The organism is Natrinema salinisoli (genome assembly GCF_020405205.1).
In the GTDB taxonomy this organism is placed as follows: domain Archaea; phylum Halobacteriota; class Halobacteria; order Halobacteriales; family Natrialbaceae; genus Natrinema; species Natrinema salinisoli.
The window spans coordinates 3340838-3364248 of record NZ_CP084469.1; the positions used below are offsets into that span (position 1 = coordinate 3340838).

Sequence of the window (23411 nt, forward strand, 5' to 3'; positions counted from 1 at the left end):
AATATATAGTGCTTTTGTTGATAGAAAACGGCGGTGGTCGCGCTCGATTCCGTCCCGGATCAGCTAGCACCGCTACACATCATACTTCGAACCGGACGTATCCGTTCTACTCCCGTTCGCCCGCACCGAGCGCGCTCTCGCCGACCTTCTCGTGGCCCTCGATGACCTCTTTGCCGCCCATGTACGACTGGAGTGGCTCGGGGATCGTCACCGTGCCGTCCTCGTTCTGGTAGTACTCGAGGATAGCCACCATCACCCGGGGGATCGCGAGCCCGGAGGCGTTGAGGGTGTGGAGGTAGTCGGCCGATTCGTGGCGCTCGGGGCGGTAGCGCAGGCCGGCGCGGCGGGCCTGGAAGTCCTCGAAGTTCGAGGCCGAGGAGACCTCGAGCCAGCGGCCGCCCTCGTCGGGGCCGTCGTCCATGTCGTCGCCGGGGGCCCAGACCTCGATATCGTAGGTCTTGGCGCTGGCGAAGGTCAGGTCGCCGGTACAGAGCTCGAGGATGCGGTAGGGGAGTCCGAGCCGTTTGAGGACGTCCTCGGCCTCGTCGAGGAGGTTCTCGAGGCGGTCGTAGCTCTCCTCGGGTTCGACGAAGTTGACGAGTTCGACCTTGTTGAACTGGTGGACGCGGACGATGCCCCGCGTTTCGGTGCCGTGCTCGCCGGCTTCGCGCCGGAAGTTCGGGGTGTAGGCCTGGTGTTTGAGCGGGAGGTCGTCCTGCAGGAGGATCTCGTCGGCGTACATGTTGGTAACCGGCACCTCGGCGGTCGGACAGAGCCAGAGGTCGTCGTCATCGTAGTCCTCCTCGTTGCTGCCGCCCAGCCGGTAGGCGTCGTCGGCGAACTTCGGCAGCTGCCCGGTGCCCCGCATCGATGAACTCTTGACCGGAACCGGCGGGAACAGGTCGACGTACCCCTGCTCGCGGTGGAGGTCCATCATGAACTGGATCAGGGCGTGTTCGAGCTGTGCGCCCTCGCCTTTGAGGAAGTAGAAGCCGGAGCCGGTCGTCTTGGCGGCGCGTTCCTCGTCGATGATGTCTAACTCCTCGCCGAGTTCGTAGTGGGGCGTGACCTCGTCGGGCAGGTCGTGGGCGTCGTCGAAGCCCCAGCGTCGGTCCTCGACGTTGTGGCGCTCGTCGACCCCCAGCGGCACGCTCTCGTGGGGAATCTGTGGGACCTCGAGCATCCGTTCCCGGAGTTCGTCCTGCAGTTCGGCGGCCTCGGCTTCGACGTCCTCGATCTCGGCTTTGAGCTCTCGCGAGCGTTCGATGGCCTCCTCTCGCTCCTCGTCCTTGCCGTCGGCGACGAGTTCGCCGATCTTCTTGGTGATCTGGTTGCGGTCGTGGCGCAGGTCGTCGCCGCGGGCCTTCAGCTCCCGCCAGCGCTCGTCGAGGTCGAGGAACTCGTCGATGTCGACGTCGGCCCCGCGGTCGTCGAGGGCGTCGCGTACCTCGTCGGGGTTCTCGCGCAGATAGGTCCGGTCGAGCATTGGTATTGGTGGTGCGTTCTTTGTGCCCGGGCAAAACCGTGTCGGAAGGCTGCGCGGTCCGTTCGACCCGCCGCGGCGTCACCCAGCGGGAAACGCTTTTTCCGCGGGGGGTCCTCTCTCGAGCTATGGACCCGCTCGAGGGCGAGACGTCGTCGGTGCCGATCGAGTACGAGCCCGTCAGCGTCAAGGACGTGCTGGTCGAGATGAAAGACACCGCCGAGCTGTTGATCGACCTCTCGTACTCGGCCGTCCTCCACCAGAGCGAGCAGCTCGCGACGGAGGTGCTTCGCCTGGAAGAGCGGATGGACGTCCTCGAGATGCGGGCGCGGATGAGCCTCCTGATGGCGGCTCGGAAGCCGGCCGACGCGGAACAGCTCGCGCCGGTGCTGGGGATCGTCGGGGCCGCCGACGGGATCAGCGACGCCGCCGGCGACATCGCGAAGATCGTCCTCGAAGACATGGGCCTCCCCGAGGCCATGCGTACCGCCCTCCCCGACGCCGCCGAGGCGCTCCTCCGGGGCGTCGTCGCGGCCGACTCGTCGTACGCCGGTCGAACGCTCGAGGACATCGACCTCGAGTCCGAGACGGGCGTGCGCGTGATCGCGCTCCGGCGTGGCAAGCGTCAGACGGCGTCTGACGAGCCATCCGGCTCCGCCGGAGCCGGAGACGACGACTGGCTGCTCAACCCCGGGCCGACGACCCGAATCGAGGCCGACGACGTCGCGCTGCTCCGCGGGCCGGAGGCGGCGATCGGCGACGTCTGCGAGGAACTGACCGGCGAGGTCTACGAGGCGCCGACCGCCGAAACGCCCGATATCGACGACCTCGAACGCGCCGTGGACACGATCATCCACATGAAGGACTTCTCCGAGCTGGCGGTCGATCTGGCCTACAGCAGCGTGCTGTTCGACAGCGAGGAACTCGCCGAGGAAGTCCGCAACCTCGAGGTCGAGGTCGATGCGATGCAATCGCGCTTCGAGGCCTGGACGCTCCGGGCGGCCGCCGACGCTACGGATCCGGTCGTCCTCCGCGGACTGATCCAGCTGGGGAGCTGTACGGAGCGGATCAGCGACGCCGCGATCGAGATCAGCGAGGGCGTCCTCCGGGATATCGACGTCCACCCGGTCGTCCAGATCGCGGTGCAGGAGAGCGACGAGATCATCACTCGCGTCGCGGTCGACGAGGGGAGCGACCTCGACGGGACCGCGGTGACCGCGGGCGTTCCCGACGCCGAATCGACGATGTCGGTGATCGCCATCCGCCGGCCCGGCGAGGGGTGGCTGCTGGTCGCCGACGCCGACGCGGAGTTACGCGGCGGCGACGTGCTCATTTCGAAGGGGACCCGGACGGCTGCGGCGGCGTTTCGGGACCTCGCGTCCGCGTAGCCGTAACGCGTTTCGGCGCAACGGAACGCCGTCCGTCACTCGTTCGGTAAGCGGTGCTAGTTACGAGGCGAAGAGACGACGAGAGAACGGTTCCTTCTCGAGTCGCCTCTGATCGACGAGCGGCCGCTGTTTCGACCACCCCGAGTCCGCTGCTCTGTATCGCCGGAACTCAGTTCAACACGACGATCGCGACCCCCGAGAGGACGATCACGCCGAGGATGTCACAGACGTTCGTGACGACCGGGATCGTCGTGTCGTCGGGATCCAGTCCCCGCGTGTAGGAAACGTAGGTCGCGACGAGACTGAGGACGATCGCGATCACGGCCAGCAGCATGCCGCTGACGATCGAGATGAGCACGAGATCGCTCAGTGCCATCGGTTCGGCGATGACCTGTCCGACGGCCCAGGCGGCGACGCCCAGCGTCGAGAAGATCGTCGCTGCGAGCCCCAAGATCGCCAGTATATTCGTCCAGAGCACCTCGTCGCGGGGATCGAACTCGAGCAGGCCCAGATGCAGCCGCGTCGAGAGCCGCGAGGAGAGGATCGCGCCGAGATTGCCGCCCATCCCGATCATCACGGGAACGAGGACGAGCAGCGTCGGGTTCGCGAGGTAGGTCTCCTCGAGTTCTTCGAGGATGTAACCCGACCCCATCTCGAGGACGGAGAGGACGAGCAAGAGTGGAAACATCGTGCCGACGATGTGGCGGATCGACCAGGTGCCGAGCGACTCGTCGGGACCTGCCGACGCCATCAGAAGATCCCCCCGACGACGGTGATCGCGACGAAGAGGAAGACGACGCCGAAGACGTCACCCAGCGTCGTGACGATCGGTCCGATCAGGTTGTCCGGATCGAGCCCGTGCTTGTAGCCCACGAACACCAGCGCGAGCAGCCCGAAGATCAACGTGATCGAGGTCAGGACGCCGGCGATCAGCATGATCCCGAGGAGTTCGACGAGTCTGGCCGATTCGCGACCGAGAGCCGTCAGAATTCCCCACGACAGGATCGCGATGATCACCGAGATACCGATCCCGTTCACGAACGAGGCGGCGACGGCGTTGACGAGCCGTCGATCCCACGAGAACGACGGATCGATCATCCCCTGATGGAGCCCGCTCGAGATGCGCGCTCCCATCGCGCCGTAGACGTTCCCTCGCGTCGCGAGGAAGGCGGGGAGCAACAGCAGTAGTCCGGGAAATCGCTCGAACCCCTCGGTCATCCCCGCGGATCCGAGGACCGAGCCTGCGAAGATCCCGCCGGCGAGACTGACCACGAGAATCGGCAGCGACTCGCGGTAGATCCGCCACGCGTCTTGGCGAGCCTCCATAGCGGCGTCTAACGAAGTCCAGGCATAAACCTACCGCGGGTCGGACGCGAGCAGATCGCTCGAGGCCGTGTCGACTGCTACCATTCGTGAGCGATCGCTAACGGGTTACGATCGGGACCCACTCGCGGGGAGGCGGGTTCTCAGACGGGGCTGACCGTGACGAGCCCCCATGCGAGCCCGATTGCGGCGAGCGAACCGGCGAGGTTGATCGCGGCGTTGGCGACCGCGAGGGCTCGGTCGCCGCGTTCGTACAGCCGGAGCGTCTCGACCGAAAAGGAAGAAAACGTCGTGAACGAGCCACAGATTCCCGTTCCGACGAGTTGGATCGTCGACTCGCCCGCGCCGGCGAAGACCGCGAGGCCGAAGACGAAACTACCGACGACGTTGACCGCGACTGTCCCGAGCGGGAACCGGTCGCTTACGGTCCGTCGGGAGAGCCGCTGGGAAACCCAGTATCTGAGGATCGCGCCGATCGCGCCGCCGGTGCCGACGACGTGGGCCGGTTCGGGATCGACGGTGACGGCCGCTCGAGCGAGCAGTAAGCCGGTTTCGAGTCCCTCGAGCGGTACGCTCATGCGGTCTCACCGCCGGCGGGACGAGGACCGTCGACTCGACGTGCGAGCGCTCGGCCCGCGAGCACGCCGACGAGTCCGAGTCCGTAGTTCGCGGCGACGATGCCGCCGATGGCGAGCGGTGTCGCTGCGAGCGCGGTCTGCAGCGCGAACGTGCTGTAGGTCGTCAGCGAGGAGAGAAAGCCCGTCGTGAAGACGAGTCGGGTCCGTGATCCGAGGTGACCCGTGTACTCGGCCTCGTAGACGACGAAGGCGAGGACGGCGCTCCCGACCGCGTTGACGAGGACGATCGAGGGCACGTCCGGGAGCACCCCCATCGCGAACGACCGGAGGTTCGATCCGGCGAAGCCGCCGACGGCGATCAGCGCGAGCGTCTCGAGTCGGACGAGTGGGTGAGCGTCTGTCATGGCTGGCTGATCACGGGGGGACCGTCGGCCGACCGATGCTCGGCGCGCGCTGCCATCGAATCGGCCGCGAGACGACGCGAACCGCTTGGCGGTCGGATCGGGCGGCCCCATCGCCCAGTCGTGTCTCACCTCTCGCAGGTCCACAATGAGGATTGCGATAGCTGCCCCGATCGAGAGCGGGCGACGTCGAGTCGCGGAAGGAAAGACCCAAGGTTAGACTGGCTCTAAACCCATCCATGTCCGAAGACGTTGCCGCGGACGGCGGCCGGAGCGCGTTCGCGAGAGCGTCCTGGGCGAACGTGCTGGGCAACGTCGTGAAGATCGTCGTCGAAGGTGCGGCGGGCTACGCCTTCGGGAGCGTCGCCCTGCTCGCGGACGCGGCGCATTCGGTCGCGGATCTCGTCGCGAGCGTCGTCGTCCTCGTCTGGGGGCGGAGCGCGTTCGACGAACCCGACGACACGCACCCCCACGGCCACACCCGAATCGAGCCGCTGACGGCGCTGTTCGTCGGCGCAGTGATCGCACTGCTCGGATTGAATCTGCTCTACCGGTCCGTCGAGGGGCTCGTCGCCGGACCCGACATCGAGTTCAGCGTCCTGTTGCTCGCGGCGCTCGCGTTCTCCATTGCCGATATGTATCTGGTCTACTGGTACACGGTCGAGATCAACGAATCCCTGCAGTCGACGGCGCTCGCGGCGCTCGCGAAAGACTGCCTGAACGACATCTACACCTCCGTCGCCGCTATCGCGGGCGTCCTCGGCGTACTGGTCGACGTCCCGATGCTCGATCCCATCGCCGGCGGTTTCGTCAGCATCCTGGTCGTCTATCAGGGCGTCGAGATCGGCCGGGAAAACGTCGACTACCTCATCGGAGCGGCACCCGGCCCGGAGAAACGCGCCGAGATCACCGACTGTCTGCGGCGGCACGCGGCCGTCGAGGGCGTCCACGACCTGACAGTCTTCTACGACGGCACCGTCCTTGAGGTCGAGGTTCACGTCGAAGTCGACGGCGATATGCCGTTTCGAGACGCCCACGACATCGAGTCGGACCTGGTCGACCGCCTGCGGGGGCTCGAGAACGTGGGGGACGCACACGTCCACCTCGATCCCTCGGGGATCGGCGAGTGGAAGGAGTCGGCCGACGATCGCTGACCGTCAGTCGCGCGTCGCGGCGTCGGCCGCAGACGTCGCGTGCGGCAGCGTGACGACGAAAACGCTGCCGTCCGGGCCGGTTTCGGCCAGTTCGACGCTGCCGCCGTACCTGTCCGCCAGGATGTGCGAGAGGTAGAGTCCGAGGCCGTGATTGTTCGACTTGCGCTCGAACAGCGTCTCTCTGACGTCCTCGGGGATCCCCGGCCCGTCGTCGGCCACCCTGACGGTGACCGTTTCGGGCGTCGTGTCGACGGTCACCCGAACGCGCGCCGTCCCGCCGTCGTTGTGCTCGATCGCGTTCTCGAGGAGATTCGAAAAGATCCACGTCAATCCCTTGTTCCCCCTGACGAGTGCCGTCTCCGGGAGGTCGACCTCGAGCTCGACGTCGTCGGACCGGGCGCGGACGGTATCGATTTCCTCCGTCAGCAAGGCGGTGAGATCGACGACGGAGTGGGGTTCGGGCCCCCGATTCGCGTCGAGCATCGCCCGCACGTCCGTGATCACGTCGATGAGGTCGTCGCTCTCGCGTTCGATCGTCTCGAGCCGGTCGCGAGCACCGTCGTCGTCGCACTCCGACCGGAGCAGCGACGCGTGACCGCCGATGATCTGGGAGGAGTTCAACACCTCGTGTCGCAGGAGGTCGTTCAGGTAGGTGAGCAGTTCGCGCTCGTCCTCGAGTCGTTCGGCGCGGACGGTGGCGGCCGTCGCCTCGACCTCGCGCTGGATGGCTCTCGCTTCGACGTAGCCGACGGTGAACCCGCCGACAGCGCCCGTATTGATCGAGGAGTGCGCCCAGAAGACGTTCCCCGCCAGATCGTGCCAGGGGAAGAAAACCATCGTCAGGAGGTTGAGCGACAGGAACCCGACCGCACCGCCCGCGAACCACTGGAGCACTCGTCCGTACCGGTTGGCCTCGATCTCGCTGTGCTCGAGTCGGTACCCGCCCCAGATCAGACCCAGCGCGGGTCCGCCGATCGTGACGATACTGAGCAGGAAGCCGGTGAGCCCGATTACCGCCGCGAACGCGATCCCCCAGGCGGCGAGGAACGCAACGGAGAGGGCACCGAACCCGCTTACGAGCCGGGGGCTGTGTGCCCGCTGGAGCCACGAAACGGACGGGAAGGGGCGGACCTGGTCCGACGCGTCGAGGCTCATTTCGGCTCGAGCGACAGTTGTGATTTGCGGACGATACGGAGCATCTACCGTATCCATGAGAGTAGGCCGTAAAGTCTGTAACGGCTCCCGACTCGCCTCGAGTCGCTGCGACGGGAGTTTTAACCTGCCCGATGACGGGGTACCGATATGGGAATCGGAGACGTCCGCGAAGTCACGACCGGCGACTGTTCGGATCTCTACTGCCTCGATACGGGAATGTACGACACGAGCGAGTACGGAGCCGTCTATATCCTCGACGACGACCGCCCCGCCGTCGTCGACACCGGGATCGGAACCAACTACGACCGCCTCCGGGAGGCGCTCGCGGCGGTCGGGGTCGGGCTGGACGACCTCGAGGTCATCGCGCTCACGCACGTCCACCTCGATCACGCCGGTGGGGCTGGTTTCCTCGCCGCCGACTGTCCGAACGCCGAGGTCTACGTCCCCGCGCTCGGAGCCGATCACGTGGTCGATCCCTCGCGGCTGGTCGCGGGGACGAAAAACGCCGTCGGCGACCAGTGGACCCACTACGTCGAACCGGAACCCGTCCCCGAGGAGCGGGTCGTCGCGATCGAGGACGGCGACGTCATCGATCTCGGAACGCACGAACTGCGCGTCCACGCGGCTCCCGGTCACGCACCCCATCAGGTGGTCTTCGAGGATCCCGCGAACGACGCGGTCTTCGTCGCCGACGCCGCCGGCATCTGGGTCCCCGAAACCGAGGCGATCAGGGAGACGTCACCGCCGTCGAACTTCGACCTCGAGCAGTGCCTCGCGGACCTCGAGACGCTGGCCGAGATCGATCCGGACGTGTTCTGCTATCCGCACTTCGGGCCGCGCTCCGTCGGGGACAACGTCGAGGGGGCGCTCGCGGCGTACGCGACGGTCCTCGAGGAGTGGGTCGACGCCGTCGCGGAGAAACGAGCGGAACTCGATGACGACGAGGCGGTCGTCGAACACTTCGCCGAGGTCACCGAGATGAGTGACGTCTGGGGCGAGGAGAAATCGAGCGCGGAGGCGAAGTTAAATACGCGCGGCGTGCTCGGCTATCTCGACCACCGGGAGTGAGTCGCTGATCACTCACGAGCGGCCCCGGTCCTCGACGCGTCCACAACCAACGTTCGGTTCTTTTCCGTGGAGCGGGCGAACGCTGCCATCTGAGCCCCGTTCGCCGGCTCGAGTGTGGTTGATAAACTCTGTCACATACTAAATTAGTTTCATCACGTTTTATCGCACGGGGGTGTCTCTCACAGGAATATGGACTGGCGGGATGCAGAACGAGAGTACGAGGACGAGGTAATCGGGGAAACGACGCTCGCGCGGATGTTCGAGGACTCGGCCGAGCGCAATTCCAACCGGCCGGCACAGAAGTACAAGGGCGGGATCTACGAGCGATCGCTGGCCGATTCGGTCGTTCCCGCCGCGGCAGCCGGCGAGTACCGGACGCTCTCCTACGCGGAGATGCGCGACATCGTCCGGACGCTGTCGGCGGGGTTCCGGGAATTGGGCGTCGATACCGGGGATCGGGTCGGCCTCTTCTCGAACACCCGAATGGAGTGGGCGCAGTGTGACTTCGCCCTGCTGGGTGCCGGGGCGGTCATCACGACCGTCTACACGAGCTCCTCGCCCGATCAGGTTCGGTACCTGCTCGACGACCCCGACGCCGACGGCGTCGTCGTCGAGAACGAGGAACTGCTCGAGAACGTCCTCGAAGTCGAGGACGACCTCGACCTCGAGTTCATCGTCTCGATGGACGAAATCGAGGGCTACGACGACCGCGACGACATCTTGACCCTCGGCGAGGTCTACGCGCTCGGCGACGAGGAGTTCGACCTCGAGGCCTACGAGGAGCGGATCGACGCGACCGAGCTGGACGACCTCGCGAGCCTGATCTACACCAGCGGGACGACCGGCCAGCCGAAGGGAGTCCAGTTGACCCACCGGAACTTCCGGTCGAACGTCAACGGCGTCCGAAAGCGCGTCGGTCCCCGTCCGGACAAACCCGACGACGTACCCGTACTGGACGACCAATCGCTGGCGATGTCGTACCTACCACTGGCACACGTCTTCGAGCGGACGGCGGGACACTTCGTACTCTTCGCGAGCGGTGCGTGCGTCGCCTACGCCGAGAGTCCGGACACCCTTCAGGAGGACTTCAGTACCGTCAGTCCGACGGCGGCCACGAGCGTCCCGCGGGTCTACGAGAAGATCTACGACGGCATCCGCGAGCAGGCCAGCGAGTCGGGCGCGAAAGAGCGGATCTTCGAGTGGGCGACCGACGTCGGCGTCGAGTACTACGAGGCCGACTCGCCGGGACCGCTTCTGAAAGCGAAGCAGGCCCTGGCCGACAAACTCGTCTTCTCGACGGTCCGCGAGGCGCTGGGTGGCGAGATCGAATTCCTCATCAGCGGCGGCGGGAGCCTCTCGCCGGAGCTCTGTCGGCTCTACCACGCGATGGGACTCCCCATCTACGAGGGGTACGGACTGACCGAGACCGCACCGGTCGTCACGAGCAACCCGCCCGAGGAAGTGAAGGTCGGCACGATCGGGCCGGCGCTGTCGAACGTCGACCTGCAGATCGACGAAACGGTCGCCGATCAGGAGGCGTTCGAAGACGACCCCGGCGAGGTCGGCGAACTCCTCGTCAAGGGCCCCAACGTCACCCAGGGCTACTGGAACAAGCCCGGCGCGACCGAAGGGGCGTTCACCGAAGACGGCTGGTTCCGCACCGGCGACATCGTCCACATGCGACCCGACGGCTACCTCGAGTTCCGCGACCGCGCGAAGCAGATCATCGTCCTCTCGACGGGGAAGAACGTCGCCCCGGGACCGATCGAGGACGGCTTCGCCGCGAGCGAAGTGGTCGAGCAGGCCATGGTCGTCGGTGACGGCGAGAAGTTCATCGGCGCACTCCTGGTCCCCAACATGGCACACGTCCGTCAGTGGGCCGACGACGAGGGGATCGACCTGCCGGACGACCCCGAGGCCCTCTGTGACGACGATCGGGTCCGCGAGTACGTCCAGCAGGAAGTCGACCGCGTCAACCGCGACTTCGAGAAACACGAGACGATCAAGCAGTTCGAACTCGTGCCCCTGGAGTTCACCGAAGAAAACGACATGCTGACGCCGACGATGAAGAAGAAACGGCGCGTCATCCTCGAGCAGTTCGAGGATCGCGTCGAGCGGCTCTACGGGGACGAGTAGCGAGGCGCTGCTGGTGTGGCAGCCGCGGGTCGGCGTCGACCGCCTGCGGACGGTTGCGGCCGACGGCGACGAGGACGCAGTCGATAGGTCGGACGTCCCGCATTCATCTCCGGGAGGGTCGTCTCATTCGTCGGGAGCGTCGCCGGGAATCCGTCGCGGAATCGCGACGACATAGTCGGAGCCGTCCGCTGAAACGACCGATATACTCCCCTCGACGGCGATCGTCGAACCGGTGCGCGTCTGGATTTCGTTTTCCAGTTGGACGCCGTTTTCCTCACGCACGTTCTGGACGAACTGCTGCCACGCATCGGGCTCCGAAAACGTCCGCTGACAATCGAAGATCGTCATGTCCAGCACCGCTTCTCTCTCGTACCCGAGCCAGTCGCAAACGGTCTGATTGGCTCCCCGAATCTCGCCCGTTTCCGGATCGAGAACGAACAGTCCGTCGTTCGCGCCATCGATCAGTGAACGGAGCAGGGCGTCTCCGATCCCGCGATCCGTCTCTTCTGGCTGATACGTCATCGTGTACGACGATACCGGGTCGTCGACAAACGTCTTCTGATACGGTACTCCGCTCCACTGAACGCGAAATTCCATCCGATTCCGGCGAGACGGGCGTGTGACCGACTCCATTCGAGGAACGCCGCCACTCAGGTCGCGACGAGGCCGACGGCGACGACGGCGAGCGCCAGCCCGACCACGTTCGTCGCGGAAAGCTGTGCGTCGAAGTAGAAGACGCCGACGACGGCCGGGATGACGAAGTACAGCGCGGCGATCGCCGAGACGATCGCCATGTTCCCGCGCGCGAGACCGGCGTAGAAGCTGATGGAGGCGGCCGCGAGGAACGCACCGGAGACGAGCGCGAACGCGACGTCGACGCGCGTCCCGGCGATCGGGCGACGGAGCGTGAGCACGTAGCCGCCGACGATCACGAGGCTCGCGACGTAGGAGAGAAACACCGCGTTCACGGGCGAGAGCGATCGCGTCGCGACGCCGCCGGTCACCGCCCAGCCGCCGTACAGCAACAACGCACCGAGTGCGAACAGGATCGCCGTGTTGACCATGGATGGCGCTTTTTCGTGACTCGGAAAAACGTTCCGTCATGTCGACCGGTTCCCCCTCGATTCCGACACCTCGCGTTCAGGCGTCGCCGACGGGTCGGTGTTCGTGTTCGCCGGGCAGGATATCCCCCAGCGAACCGCCGAGCGCCATCGCCGTGAAGACGACCGAAACCTGACAGAAGTTGAGCCACGGCTCGTCCCAGGTTATCCGGCCCCACAGGGTCATCAAGCCCGCGGCGGTCGCGTACGCGATCAGCAACACCCAGACCGGACGGCGCGGAATCAGGCCGAAGTAGGGGTTCTTGATATGGACTTCGCGGAAATCGGCGACGTAGAGGATCCCGACGACCAGCCCGACCGTGAACAGGAAGTTCACCAGCAAGAGGATCGGGCGGGCCGCGAGGAACGCCCCGATACTGAACACGCCGTCCTCGACTAACATCGGTAAGCCGATGACGACGCTCCCCACGAACGCCTCCGCCTTGTCCTTCCGGGTGAACCCGGTGATCACCCTCCCCACCGTCCCGTTGTGCGAGAGCCGGCTGACCAGCCGCATCGTCCGGTGTACCTCCGTCCGCTCGTGCGACGTGTCGACCGTCTCCTCGAGCGCCTCGAGTTGCTCGTAGACGTCGTCGATCGTCGTCTCTTCGTGTGGCTCCTCCGGCCGCGACATGCACTCGACCAGACACCGCGGGTAGATAAAGACGGCCAACCACGACCGATGCGGTCGACAACCCTCGCCCGCGTCGTGTCAAACGGAAACTATTACCGGCGACTCTGCCCGAAAAACCGGTACCATTTTGCGGTCGTACCCCCCATTGTAGTAGTATGAAACACGTACGGGGACCGCTGTGTTCGATCGACGTCGGGGAGCGAACGGCCGAAACCGAGGACATCGACGACATCCTCGAGTCGTATATCGGTGGACGCGCTCTGGGAACGAAGCTCGCACACGAACGGATCCCGTTCGACGCCGATCCGCTGGGTGCGGATAACCGGCTGTACTTCGCGACGGGGCCGATGCAGCACTCGACGATGAGCTTCACCGGTCGGATGTCGGCGACCGGTCTCTCGCCGCTGACCGACGGCCTGCTGTCCTCGAACGCCGGCGGCTTCCTCTCGCGGAACTTCACCGGAACGGGCCACAGCGCCGTCGAGATCACCGGTGCCAGCGACGAACTCGTGATCGTCCACGTCACCGACGAAGGCATCGAGTTCGAGGAGGTCCCGGAACTCGAGGAGGCCACCGTCTTCGAGACCTGCGACTACATCGAGGAAGAACACGATCTCGGTCCGGAACACACCGCGGTCGTCGGCCCGGCCGGTGAGAACCAGGTCCGCTTCGCGTCGATCATGACGTCCAAGGAGCGAGCCTTCGGCCGCGGCGGACTCGGTGCACTCCTCGGCTCGAAGAACGTCAAGGCGATCACCTTCGACGGCGATTCGACCAACGAGGTCGAGATCCCGGCGCTGCAGATGGAGATCCACGGCGAGGCTGCCCAGGCCGAGCATCCGATGAAAGCACAGGGGACCACCTCGGTCGCGGAGTACGCGAACATGGTCGAGGCCCTCTCGAGTTACTACTTCTCGGAACTCTCTTTCGAGGGCATCGACGGGATCAGCGGCGATCGCGTCGAGGAGAAAAAGTACAAGAAAGGCACCTGCTCGTCGTGTGCCTTCGCCTGCAAACTGCCGACTCGAGACGAGGAGTCCGGCCTCGAGACGGAAGGTCCCGAGTACGAGACGCTGATGGCGTTCGGATCGAACTCCGGCGTCGACGACATCGTCGACGTGATGAAGTCCAACAGGCTGTGTGACGAGCTCGGACTGGACACCATCTCCTGTGGCGACACCGTCGCGGCCTATCTCGCGAGCGAGGACGAGTTCGGCAACGTCGACCTCATCCACGACCTCGTCGAGAAGATCGCGTACCGAGACGGTATCGGCGACCAGCTCGCGGAGGGCATCGACCGGGTCCACGACGAGCTCGGCGTCGAGAACTGGTCCGTCAAGGGCATGGAGTTCTCCGCCCACGACGGCCGCACACTGAACGGACAGGGACTCGCCTTCGCTACCTCGAACCGCGGCGCCGACCACATGTACGCCGAGTTCTACCCCTACGAGTACCCGCTCGTCGACGCCGACGACGCCTTCGACAAGTCCGGCCTCGAGGGGAAACCGCCGAAGGTCGTCGAACTCGAGAACATCAACGCGATCAAGGACAGCGCCGTCCTCTGCAAGTTCTCGCGGGACTTCGTGACCGAGGAGCGCATGGAGACGCTGCTCGACGCCGACATTGACGACCTGCTCGAACTCGGCGGCGAGGTCGTCGCGATGGAACGGCACTTCAACAACCAGCGCGGCTTCGACCGGGGCGACGACCGACTGCCCTACGAGATCCCCGGCTTCGATCAGGGGCTCGACGAGTACTACGCCGAGCGCGGCTGGAACGAGGACGGGACGGTCCCCGACGCGCAGTTCGAGGGCGGCAGCGCCGCGACGCCGGCCGACGACTGATCGCGACGGCGACGCGTCCCCGCGACGAACTGCCGGTTCTCACTCGATCGGAATCCGCGTGACCGTCCGATCGGTCGATCTGATCGGAACGCTCGGCTGTTCTTCGCCGTTGCGCGCCTCGAGTTCGTCGAGCCGCCGCTGAACGCCGTTGTGGTGGCCTGCGCCGATAACCGCGACCACGTCGTGCCCCTCGCTCCGAAGCGCGTGGAGCCGCGCTGCCATGGCTCGATCGCGCCGGTCGATCATCACCGCCGCGACTTCGGGAAACAGCCGCCGCAGGTGGTCGATCGCCGGCTGCACGTCGTCGCCGCTCGTGATCTCGTCGAACGGCAGCGACAGCATCTCGATCTGGTCGGCGTACTCCTCGGGTCCCATCGACTGCATCCGGAGCATCGTTTTCGGGATCGTCAGCGGCCCGAGGCGACGCGAGAGGGCGGCCATGATCTCGTCGATCGGCTCGTCGATGAGCGCGATATCGGTATTCCGTTCGGCGGCAGTTTCGATAGCCGCCTCCATGTCGGTCTGCTCGGGATCGAGGCCGTACAGTCGGACGACCGTCCGCTGGAGCGTCTGCAGTATGCTGTAGGCGGCCGCCATCGGCGGCGGCAGTTCACGGGTCAGTTCGTCGAGATTCCCGCTGTCGTTTCCCTCGAGTCGATCGAAGCGCGACTCGTCGAGTTCGACGGCGACGAGATCCGGCTCCGCCTCCCGGATCGTTTCCCGAACCCGGCGGCGGTGCGTCGGCGAGAAGTGAACGCTGGGAACGAGGGTGATGGTGCCGTGGTCGGACATCCCCGTATCCTTCGTCCGCCAGCGGCTTGAAACTACGACCGGGATTCGACTGGCTCCTTGAGCCCGCGTATCCGATCACCGCTCGAGACTCACTCGTCGTCTCCCTCGTCGGTCAGCGAGAGCCGGTCGTCACCACGGGACGGCAGCGGGCTGTCGTCGGCCCGCGAAGGATGGATGTTGAAGTTGTTGTCCCGATAGGGATCGCTCTCCGGATCGTAGGAGAGCTCGCTGCGCTCGAAGAGGTAGATGAAGAAGCCGATCAGCGGGATGCAGAAGGTGATCGCCGCCCACTTCTTCGGTGGCTCGAGGCCCACTTTCCCGGCGTCGTAGTAGGCGATCGCCGTCAGCCCGAGATGCCAGGCGAGCGGGATCCCGACGAGTATCGCGAGGAGGCCCACGTTCATACGTGAGCGTAGAACTCGAGACTACTAAACGACCAGCCAAATAACGGGGGCTCTCGGGCGAGAAAGACATCCATTCGTGACACAGAATAGTAGTTATAAGTGATGGAAAGGTGAATAGTAATCCGGAGGCCGCGTCTCCAGCGGGGCGTACGCAAATGCCCCAGGTGATGGCACACCCGAGGCGTGGCTTCCAAACCCTCACCGGGGTTTCGGAAGCATGATTCCGTACATTCCTCCGGGATATAAACGTCCCGCACGACAGCCAAATCGCCAGACACGATCAGTATCGACTGCACTACGGCGCTCGAGGCGCGATCGCCATGTGTGACGACGCGAACGACGACGGCCCGAACGACGACGGCAGCGAGGACCGCCCGTCGTCGCGTCCCGACTGTCCAAATTGCGGCGAACCCGTCAGCATCCTGACCTCGAGCAGGCTGTACAGGGGCACCGCCTACCCCTGTGGTTGCTCGGTCAATCCGGTCTTGCTCACGTGCGATCCCGCCGACCGCGGACTGGGGACGGGCGAGTGATGTGCGTGCCTCGAGTCACGGAGTCCAAGCGCTGTCCCGACTGTGGTGCAGTGCTTCCACTCCGCGATCCGATCGTCGGCTGGTGGCTCTGTGACGACTGCGAATGCGCGGTCGACGAGAACGGCGAACGGGTCACGTAACCGGTCGATAGTCGCTGCATTGTGTCGCTAGCGGCGGTGGCGCGCGCTGTCGGCTGGCTGAACGACAGTGAGGCCAGCCGACGATATTGCGCGAGGGATGAGCGAGGGAGCGGAGCGACCGAGCGAATCGGCTGGGGAGGGTGCGGCCATTCCCTGCTGCCAGCATGAGCAGGGCACTTGTCTCCGTTGGGATCCCACCCTCGCTCACTTCTATTCGTGTGGACTGCTCAGTCTGTGGGCATCGCACCTATCATAATGAACAGTCCAATCGGAATCAAAATCGCTAGAAATGCCCACCGATGCTCGTTCGTCCATTTCCGCACCCCTGTGGAAGTAAGCCGCAAGACCGCTATCGTACTGAGTAATAGAAGCCCGATTGCACTTATCGGATTACCAGCGATCCCCATCCAGAGGGCAACTGGGAGGAGGAGAACTGCAGTAACGATATCTGCCGATCTCTCACCAGTCATACTTTCGGCTATCGAATTACAGATCAAATGCGTTCCGAAATAAAAGCGAGAAATCGTTCACTACAGGTGGCCAGAAGGCCCAGATCAACCGTCTCAGTTAACGTCGAACTCGATCGCCGCACCCTGACGCGACCACCTTTTGTCTCGGTCGTCGACCGCGGTTCTTGCTCACTTCGTTCGCTCCGAACCGCACTCTCCTCCCTCGCAAAATCTGTCTGGCGAGAGCAAAGCTCTCGCTGACCTTCGCTCACTTCGTTCGCGAAGAGACCAAAAAGCTCAGACCAACCGTCTGCTCGCGGGTCATTACATTCCCCGCTCGCGATCCCGCGGTTCTCGGCCGTTGGCCTCCGAACCGCGCTTCAGTTAACGTCGAACTCGATCGCCGCACCCTGACCGAAGCCGACGCACAGCGTCGCCAGGCCGAGGCCGCCGCCGCGCTTTTGCAGCTCGTTGATCAGCGTCACCGGGAGGCGAGCGCCCGAGGCACCCAGCGGGTGACCCAGCGCGATCGCGCCGCCGTTGACGTTGAAGATCTCGGGGTCGATACCGAGTTCGTCCCGGGAGTAGATCGACTGGCTCGCGAAGGCCTCGTTGAGCTCCACCAGATCGTAGTCGTCGATGTCGCGGCCGTTGCGCTCGAGCAGGCCCCGCGTCGCCGGGACCGGGCCGATACCCATGACGGTGGGGTCGACGCCGGCGACGTTGTTCCGGCCGACTTCGGCCATGATCTCGAGGTCGTGTTCCTCGGCGAAGGCCTCGCTGGTGACCAGTAGGGCGGATGCGCCGTCGGAGATCTGGGAAGCGTTGCCGGGCGTGACGGTGCCGTCCTCCTTGAAGACGGTGGGGAGTTCGGCGAGCTTCTCCGGGGTCGTGCCGGGGCGGATGCCCTCGTCTTCCTCGACGGTGCCGTCCTCGGTCTCGATCGGGACGATCTCGTCGTCGAAGCGGCCCGACTCGGTCGCCTCGGTGGCGCGCTGCTGGCTACGGGCGGCGTACTCGTCCTGCTCCTCGCGGCTGACGCCGTACTCCTCGGCGACTTTCTCGGCGGTCATCCCCATCTGGAGGTCCCCGAGGTCGTACAGCTCGGAGATCTTCGGGTGGATGTGGCCGTAGCTCTCGCCCATCGCGACGCGGCTCATGCTCTCGACGCCGCCGGCGATGACGGCGTCGCGGTTGCCGGCCGCGATGGCGTCGGAAGCGGAGATGACCGACTGCATCGAGGAGGCACACCAGCGGTTGATGGTCGTCGCCGGCACCGACTCGCCGAGTTCCGAGAGCAGGGCGATGACGCGGGCGAGGTTGTTGTCCTGCTCCTCGCGCTGCTGGGCACAGCCCCACATCAGATCGTCGATCTCCTCACCGGAGAGGCCGGTTTCGGCCAGAATCTCGTCGATCAGCGGGACCGAGAGATCTTCACTGCGAACGTCGGCGTATACGCCGTCTTCTTTCCCCTGCGGGGTCCGAACTGCCTTAACTACGACTGGCGTCTGTGACATATACTACCGAATGCCCCTCACGAACTTAAATCCGGTCGAACTCTCGAGGGCGGGAAAACCGTTTACGCGACCCGGACGGCGCTGCTCGGCGTTCTTTCCGTGATCGCTGTGCCACCCCTCGCGTGATAGCTGGGTGAAAGTGACGTTTCACCTAGCGCTGACTCCTTACTGTATGCCCCGGTTTGCAAGCGTATGAACGGTCGAACGAGACTGATCGCGGTCGCCCTCGCGGCGTTGCTCGTGGGCTCGGTCGTCGGGGCCGGTTTCACGGGCGTGTTCGGCGAGCGGCGGCCCGCCGCTGCAGCCCTCGAGCAGGAGAACAGTTCGCTCGCCGGTGAGAACGATGCCGAATTGACGACGTTCGCGTCGGCGGACGAGTTCTCCGAGTACTTCGACGACCCATCGGGAGCCGGGTATCTGGCGGGCTCCCCGACGATCGCTCGGACGGGAGGCGACAACCTCTCGTTCGAGGAACAAGCGGACGCCGAGATGGCCGGGGACGACGGAGCCGCCGTCGAGGCGGATTCGGCGTCGGGATCGTCGTCCGGCGGGCCCGGTGGTGCCGAGCCGCGCCACTCCGAGACGAACGTTCAGGAGGCGGCCCTCGACGAACCCGATGTGCTGAAGACCGACGGCGAGTCGGTCTACTACGCCGATTACCGGTACACGTCGCGGTGGGCCGAAACGTCGGTCGTCGACGTGAGCGACCCCGCCGAGCCCGAGTCCATCGGGTCGATTCCGCTCTCCGGCGAGTTGCTCCTCGCGGGCGACACGCTCGTCGTGCTCGGCGACGAGGAAGCCGCCGGGTACGACGTGAGCGACCCCGACGATCCCGAGGAGCAGTGGCGAAAGGACCTCGAGGCACACATCGATACGGCCCGCCTGTACGACGGCGACCTCTACCTCGTCCTCGCCGACCGGCCGGACGACGATCCGTGTCCGATCGAGCCGTACGGCGACCGAACCATCGAGTGTACCGACGTCGTTCGCCCGAGCGGGGACGCCGACGCGGACGCCGTCTACACTGCCGCCCGCGTCGACCCCGAGACGGGGAGTCTCGAGAGCGAGGCGAGCGTCGTCGGCTCGCAGTCGCTGTCCGCGACGTACGTCTCCGAGAACGGGATCTACCTCTCCTACACCCGATCGACCGACGAGTACGACCTGCAGCGGTCGTTCCTCGGGACCGAGAACGGCTCCGCGCTGCTCGACGCCCCGGCACGCGAGCGCGTCGCGGCCCTGGACGACCTCGAGATCTCCCGGCGCGCCAAGACCGTCGAACTGCGGGAGATCCTCGCGGACCGCTACGATCGGCTGGACGACGAGGAGCGTCGCGAGGTCCGTGAGTCGTTCCGGGACGGGCTGCGCGACTACGCCGCGGCACATCATCGCGACCTGACGACGACCGGGATCGTCAGGATCGACATCGACGGCGAGCTGACCGCCGAGGCCAGCGGTGAAGTCCCCGGAACGCCGCTCGACCAGTTCTCGATGGACGAACACGACGGCCACCTCCGGATCGCGACGACGATCCCCAGGACGCACGGCGTCGACTCCGAGAACGACGTCTACGTCCTCGATTCCGACCTCGAGACGGTCGGCTCCGTGACGGGACTGGGCGAGGGCCAGCGCATCTACTCGGTCCGCTTCGAAGGCGACGAGGGCCACGTCGTCACCTACCGCCAGATCGACCCCTTCTACACGCTCGATCTCTCGGACCCGACGGACCCCGTCGTCGAGGGCGAACTCAAGCTGCCGGGCTTTTCGGAGTACATGCACCCCCTCGAGGACGACCTCGTGCTCGGGGTGGGACAGGAAGAGCGGCAGCCGAAAGTCACCCTCTTCGACGTGAGCGATCGCGAGGACCCGGTCGAACTCGACTCGGAGATCCTCACCGACGAGCGCTACAGCGACGTCAGTCGAACCCACACGGCCTTCCTGCAGGACGAGGCCCACGGCGTGTTCTTCGTCCCCGGCAGCGAGCACAGCTACGTGTTCGACTACCGGGACGGCGAACTCGAGGAAGTCGCCCGCGTCGACCTCGGCGGTCCCGGAACCCGTGCGATGTACGTCGACGACTACCTCTACGTCTTCGGGCAGGACGAGGCGATCGTCCTCGACGAGACGACCTGGGAGGAAACGACCCGAATCGAGCTGTAACGTGGCGGAGCGATTTTCCGGCGCTGTCGTCGCACTCCCCCGGGAGGGAGGGGAACTCTTTTGCCCGCCGTTTGGTAATGCCACGCCATGGACGGCAACGAGACGGTCGAGCGTTCCGACGCCGGTTCCCCGGAACGGACCGACCAGTCGGCGGAGACGGACGACGGCTCGAGCGGCGAAGATGGCGGCGGCGGAGACGTCGCGACGGACGCGGGACCCGCGACGAACGGTGACAAGCCATCGACGGATAGCGACGAGGGAGTCTCCTCGAGCGATGACGAACAGGCGGCGGACACGGGCGAGGACGAGCGGGCGGCAAATACGGGCGACGATACACCGACGCCGGGCGTGCCGGACCCCGAGCCACAGGACAACGACGTCCCCGAAGACGTCCAGAAGTACGCCCGATTCACGAAGATGGACGGTGCGCAGTACGACCGGGTCAACGAGTTCCTGCGGGACCGCACCTACATCACCGCCCGCGAGTGGGCGATCGCACGCCTCTGCTCGGACTTCCGGACCGAAACCGGCGTGGAGATGACGAAGATCGGGGAGAACCTGCCCGAACTGGTCCCCTTCATGACCGACACCTACACGCCGCAGGCGGTCAATCAGGCCCGCTCCTCCTTCGAAGACAAGGTCCGCACGGCCGGCGCGACCTTCCTCTACGGCGCGATGTGCGACTTCTTCACCGCCGAGGAGCTCGACGACGTGATGTACGAGGCCACCGAGGTCGCCAAGTTCCTGCTCGAGGTCGAGGGCGTCGACCTCTCCGTCGAGGACGAACTCGAGGCCGAGGAGCGCATCTCCAGTGTCATGCGGGAGGTGCGGGAAGCCAGCGAGGAGCTCCGGGCGGAGGACATCGCTGAATCCGAGGAGTAGACTCCGGTCCCGTCCCACGGGGCGTGACAGCGAACTATATTATGCCTGAAGCGACTCCCTCGACATATCGATGACCGACTCCCGCGATGCCACGTCGAACTCGAGCGATGACGGACAGCTCTCACCCGACCTGATCGCTGCGGTCGCCGGGGTGGTCGACGTGCCGGTGTTCGCGTATCTCGGGCTCCTGTTGTTCGACGACCTCGCGTTCGGGGCCGTCGTCGGAGTGCTGGTCGGCCTCGGCACCTACCTGTTCCTTCCCGCTGCGATCGCGGACGACGAGGACCGCGGACCCGACGAGACGCCCCCGGTGGACGCGACACATCCGCTTCGCGGCTTCCACCGAACGGCGGCCGGACTCGCGCTTCCGCCGACCGGAATCCTCCTGTTCGCCTGGCGGCTCGTCTCCGACGCGCTCCTCGTCGGCGTCCTCGCCACGCTCGTCGTCGTGGCGGTAATCTACGTCTCCCTCGCGGTCTTGCTTCCACCCCGGCTCGCGTGAGGTCACCGACTGGCAATTCGGGACGACCCGTCACCGTTCGATCGACGGGGTAGCCGGCGGTCCGCGGGTTGCGACTGCCAGTCCGCTCCTTTTCCCCGCTCGAGGGATAGTGCGCCCGCATGAGTGACCTTCCTCTGGAACCCGACGGCGGCTGGGAGTCGCTGTATCTCGCGGGCGACTGGACCGATACCGGTGAACGAGACGCGATCACCGACGAGAATCCCTTTACGCGCGAGGAGATCGCGACCGTCCCCGCGGGCACCGAAGACGACGTCGACCGGGCCTACGAGGCCGCCGCCGAGGCACAGGACGCCTGGAGTCAGCAGCCGCCACAGGCTCGAGCCGGCGTACTCAACGCCGCCATCGAGTTCGTCGGCGACCACCGCGAGGAGATCGCCGAACTGCTGGCCCGCGAATCCGGCAGCACGCAGGTCAAGTGCGAGGCCGAATTGCAGACCGCACGGGGGATGATGCAGCAGGCCGCCAGCTACCCCTTCCGGATGGACGGCCAGCACATGGACTCGATCACCCCGGGGAAGGAGAACATCGCCGAGCGCGTGCCGGTCGGCGTCGTCGGGGTGATCTCCCCGTGGAACTTCCCGCTGCACCTCTCGATGCGGGCGGTCGCACCGGCGATCGCGGCCGGAAACGCGGTCGTCCTCAAACCGGCCTCGAACACGCCGATCACGGGCGGGCTCTTGCTCGCACGGATCTTCGAGGAAGCCGGCGTTCCCGAGGGCGTCCTCAGCGTCGTTCCCGGGCGCGGTTCCGAGATCGGCGACGCGGTCGCTGGCCACGAGATTCCCCGAGTCCTCGCCTTTACCGGCTCGACCGAGATCGGCCAGCGCGTGGCCGAGAAAGCGGCCGGCAACTGTGCGCTCCCCGCGCTCGAGCTCGGTGGGAACAACGTCCACGTGGTCACGGACGGAGCCGACCTCGAGCGGGCCGTCGACGGCGGCGTCTTCGGCTCGTTCCTCCATCAGGGCCAGATCTGTATCTCGACGAACCGCCATCTCGTCCACGAGTCGATCTACGACGACTACGTGGACGCGCTCGCCGACCGGGCCGCCTCGCTGCCGACCGGCGATCCGACGGACGGCGATACGGTCATCGGCCCCATCATCGACGAGAGCCAGCGCGATCAGATCCTCGACTACGTCGAGCAGTCCGTCGACGAGGGAGCGACCCTCGAGACCGGCGGCGACGCGGACGGGCTGGTCGTCGAACCGACCGTGCTCTCGGACGCCGACAACGACATGGCCGCGGCGTGCAACGAACACTTCGGCCCCGTCGCGCCGGTTATCCCGTACTCGAGCGACGAGGAGGCGATCGAGCTGGCGAACGATACGATCCACGGGCTGTCGGGCTCGGTTCACAGCGAAGACGTGGAGCAGGCCCGCCGGATCGCGGACGGGATCGAGACGGGGATGATCCACATCAACGACCAGCCGATCAACGACGAGCCCCACGTCCCCTTCGGCGGGATGAAGCAGTCCGGGATGGGCCGGTACAACGGCGAGCAGATCCTGGACGAGCTGACGACGACCAAGTGGATCTCGGTGCAACACGAGCCGCGAGAGTATCCGTTCTGAGGCGATATAGTAGCCGCTGAAACGATTTAACACTACTCGCAACGCAGTCGTGCGAGTAGGTTTGCATCGACTTTCAGTGGCTACTATCGGGGATTCGCTGCGGCGATGACTCCTCCTCGCAGGCCGGAGTGCGAACGCCGCTACGCGTGCGATTTCGTTTCGGAATGCTTGAGGTTCGC

General features: G+C 65.6%; 24 protein-coding genes. 11 read left to right on the forward strand and 13 right to left on the reverse strand.

What is annotated here, in order from left to right:
* Positions 1–106 precede the first annotated feature (106 nt).
* Positions 107–1486, reverse strand: coding sequence for a serine--tRNA ligase (gene serS / locus LDB05_RS16520; RefSeq protein ID WP_226005081.1), 1380 nt, complete (start codon positions 1484–1486; stop codon positions 107–109).
* Between the two features lie 125 nt (positions 1487–1611).
* Between serS and LDB05_RS16525 the strand changes: the two genes are divergently transcribed.
* Positions 1612–2871 carry a potassium channel family protein gene (locus LDB05_RS16525; RefSeq protein ID WP_226005082.1) on the forward strand — a complete coding sequence of 420 codons (1260 nt, stop codon included), beginning with the start codon at positions 1612–1614 and terminating at the stop codon, positions 2869–2871.
* Positions 2872–3040: 169 nt separating this feature from the next.
* On the opposite strand, the gene LDB05_RS16530 is transcribed toward LDB05_RS16525, so the two are convergent.
* From LDB05_RS16530 to LDB05_RS16545, 4 genes are all read right to left on the reverse strand, one after another.
* On the reverse strand, positions 3041–3622 hold the full coding sequence (locus LDB05_RS16530; RefSeq protein ID WP_226005083.1) for a magnesium transporter: 582 nt from the start codon (positions 3620–3622) through the stop codon (positions 3041–3043).
* Positions 3622–4197, reverse strand: a complete 576-nt coding sequence (locus LDB05_RS16535; protein WP_226005084.1) for a magnesium transporter — start codon at positions 4195–4197, stop codon at positions 3622–3624. Before LDB05_RS16535 ends, LDB05_RS16530 begins: the two co-directional genes overlap by 1 nt.
* Positions 4198–4337: 140 nt before the next feature.
* The gene (crcB, locus tag LDB05_RS16540) at positions 4338–4772 is read right to left on the reverse strand and encodes a fluoride efflux transporter CrcB (protein ID WP_226005085.1); all 435 of its coding nucleotides are present in this window, start codon (positions 4770–4772) and stop codon (positions 4338–4340) included.
* Positions 4769–5176, reverse strand: coding sequence for a CrcB family protein (locus LDB05_RS16545; protein WP_226005086.1), 408 nt, complete (start codon positions 5174–5176; stop codon positions 4769–4771). Before LDB05_RS16545 ends, crcB begins: the two co-directional genes overlap by 4 nt.
* Before the next feature lie 236 nt (positions 5177–5412).
* On the opposite strand from LDB05_RS16545, the gene LDB05_RS16550 reads away from it, so the two are divergent.
* Positions 5413–6327: a cation diffusion facilitator family transporter gene (locus LDB05_RS16550; RefSeq protein WP_226005087.1), complete on the forward strand. Its 915-nt coding sequence runs from the start codon at positions 5413–5415 to the stop codon at positions 6325–6327.
* A gap of 3 nt (positions 6328–6330) precedes the next feature.
* Here LDB05_RS16550 and LDB05_RS16555 read toward each other — a convergent pair whose 3' ends face one another.
* Entirely contained in the window at positions 6331–7482 is a 1152-nt protein-coding gene (locus tag LDB05_RS16555; RefSeq protein ID WP_226005088.1) for a sensor histidine kinase, read from the reverse strand.
* A 147-nt stretch (positions 7483–7629) separates the two neighbouring features.
* On the opposite strand from LDB05_RS16555, the gene LDB05_RS16560 reads away from it, so the two are divergent.
* Both LDB05_RS16560 and LDB05_RS16565 read left to right on the forward strand, forming a co-directional pair.
* The gene (locus tag LDB05_RS16560; RefSeq protein WP_226005089.1) at positions 7630–8550 is read left to right on the forward strand and encodes an MBL fold metallo-hydrolase; all 921 of its coding nucleotides are present in this window, start codon (positions 7630–7632) and stop codon (positions 8548–8550) included.
* A gap of 189 nt (positions 8551–8739) precedes the next feature.
* A complete protein-coding gene (locus LDB05_RS16565) occupies positions 8740–10686 on the forward strand; it encodes an AMP-dependent synthetase/ligase (RefSeq protein WP_226005090.1) in 1947 nt (648 codons plus the stop codon).
* Between the two features lie 123 nt (positions 10687–10809).
* Here LDB05_RS16565 and LDB05_RS16570 read toward each other — a convergent pair whose 3' ends face one another.
* The 3 genes from LDB05_RS16570 to LDB05_RS16580 form a co-directional block, all read right to left on the reverse strand.
* Entirely contained in the window at positions 10810–11208 is a 399-nt protein-coding gene (locus LDB05_RS16570) for a PAS domain S-box protein (protein WP_226005091.1), read from the reverse strand.
* Between the two features lie 128 nt (positions 11209–11336).
* Positions 11337–11750 carry an EamA family transporter gene (locus LDB05_RS16575; RefSeq protein ID WP_226005092.1) on the reverse strand — a complete coding sequence of 138 codons (414 nt, stop codon included), beginning with the start codon at positions 11748–11750 and terminating at the stop codon, positions 11337–11339.
* Between the two features lie 76 nt (positions 11751–11826).
* On the reverse strand, positions 11827–12420 hold the full coding sequence (locus tag LDB05_RS16580; RefSeq protein WP_226005093.1) for a DUF2391 family protein: 594 nt from the start codon (positions 12418–12420) through the stop codon (positions 11827–11829).
* Between the two features lie 155 nt (positions 12421–12575).
* Between LDB05_RS16580 and LDB05_RS16585 the strand changes: the two genes are divergently transcribed.
* Positions 12576–14264 (forward strand): aldehyde ferredoxin oxidoreductase C-terminal domain-containing protein, encoded by a 1689-nt coding sequence (locus LDB05_RS16585; RefSeq protein ID WP_226005094.1) that lies wholly within the window; start codon positions 12576–12578, stop codon positions 14262–14264.
* Positions 14265–14303: 39 nt separating this feature from the next.
* Here the strand turns inward: LDB05_RS16585 and LDB05_RS16590 are convergent, their stop codons facing one another.
* Together LDB05_RS16590 and LDB05_RS16595 are read right to left on the reverse strand one after the other, a co-directional pair.
* Positions 14304–15056 (reverse strand): TraB domain-containing protein, encoded by a 753-nt coding sequence (locus LDB05_RS16590; protein WP_250160927.1) that lies wholly within the window; start codon positions 15054–15056, stop codon positions 14304–14306.
* Between the two features lie 89 nt (positions 15057–15145).
* On the reverse strand, positions 15146–15460 hold the full coding sequence (locus LDB05_RS16595; RefSeq protein WP_226005095.1) for a hypothetical protein: 315 nt from the start codon (positions 15458–15460) through the stop codon (positions 15146–15148).
* A gap of 320 nt (positions 15461–15780) precedes the next feature.
* On the opposite strand from LDB05_RS16595, the gene LDB05_RS16600 reads away from it, so the two are divergent.
* Positions 15781–15993: a hypothetical protein gene (locus LDB05_RS16600; RefSeq protein ID WP_226005096.1), complete on the forward strand. Its 213-nt coding sequence runs from the start codon at positions 15781–15783 to the stop codon at positions 15991–15993.
* A gap of 5 nt (positions 15994–15998) precedes the next feature.
* Positions 15999–16133: a hypothetical protein gene (locus LDB05_RS23425; protein WP_284145796.1), complete on the forward strand. Its 135-nt coding sequence runs from the start codon at positions 15999–16001 to the stop codon at positions 16131–16133.
* A 227-nt stretch (positions 16134–16360) separates the two neighbouring features.
* Here the strand turns inward: LDB05_RS23425 and LDB05_RS16605 are convergent, their stop codons facing one another.
* Positions 16361–16603 carry a hypothetical protein gene (locus tag LDB05_RS16605; RefSeq protein WP_226005097.1) on the reverse strand — a complete coding sequence of 81 codons (243 nt, stop codon included), beginning with the start codon at positions 16601–16603 and terminating at the stop codon, positions 16361–16363.
* 359 nt (positions 16604–16962) lie between these two features.
* Positions 16963–18099, reverse strand: coding sequence for a thiolase family protein (locus tag LDB05_RS16610; protein ID WP_226005098.1), 1137 nt, complete (start codon positions 18097–18099; stop codon positions 16963–16965).
* A 192-nt stretch (positions 18100–18291) separates the two neighbouring features.
* Here LDB05_RS16610 and LDB05_RS16615 point away from each other — a divergent pair, with 192 nt between their 5' ends.
* The 4 genes from LDB05_RS16615 to LDB05_RS16630 all read left to right on the forward strand — a co-directional run bounded on the left by LDB05_RS16615 (position 18292) and on the right by LDB05_RS16630 (position 23232).
* Positions 18292–20256, forward strand: a complete 1965-nt coding sequence (locus LDB05_RS16615; protein WP_226005099.1) for a beta-propeller domain-containing protein — start codon at positions 18292–18294, stop codon at positions 20254–20256.
* A gap of 87 nt (positions 20257–20343) precedes the next feature.
* Positions 20344–21138 carry a DUF5806 family protein gene (locus tag LDB05_RS16620; protein ID WP_226005100.1) on the forward strand — a complete coding sequence of 265 codons (795 nt, stop codon included), beginning with the start codon at positions 20344–20346 and terminating at the stop codon, positions 21136–21138.
* Positions 21139–21208: 70 nt separating this feature from the next.
* Positions 21209–21640 (forward strand): hypothetical protein, encoded by a 432-nt coding sequence (locus tag LDB05_RS16625; RefSeq protein ID WP_226005101.1) that lies wholly within the window; start codon positions 21209–21211, stop codon positions 21638–21640.
* A gap of 119 nt (positions 21641–21759) precedes the next feature.
* Positions 21760–23232 carry an aldehyde dehydrogenase family protein gene (locus LDB05_RS16630; protein ID WP_226005102.1) on the forward strand — a complete coding sequence of 491 codons (1473 nt, stop codon included), beginning with the start codon at positions 21760–21762 and terminating at the stop codon, positions 23230–23232.
* The last annotated feature ends 179 nt before the right edge of the window (positions 23233–23411 follow it).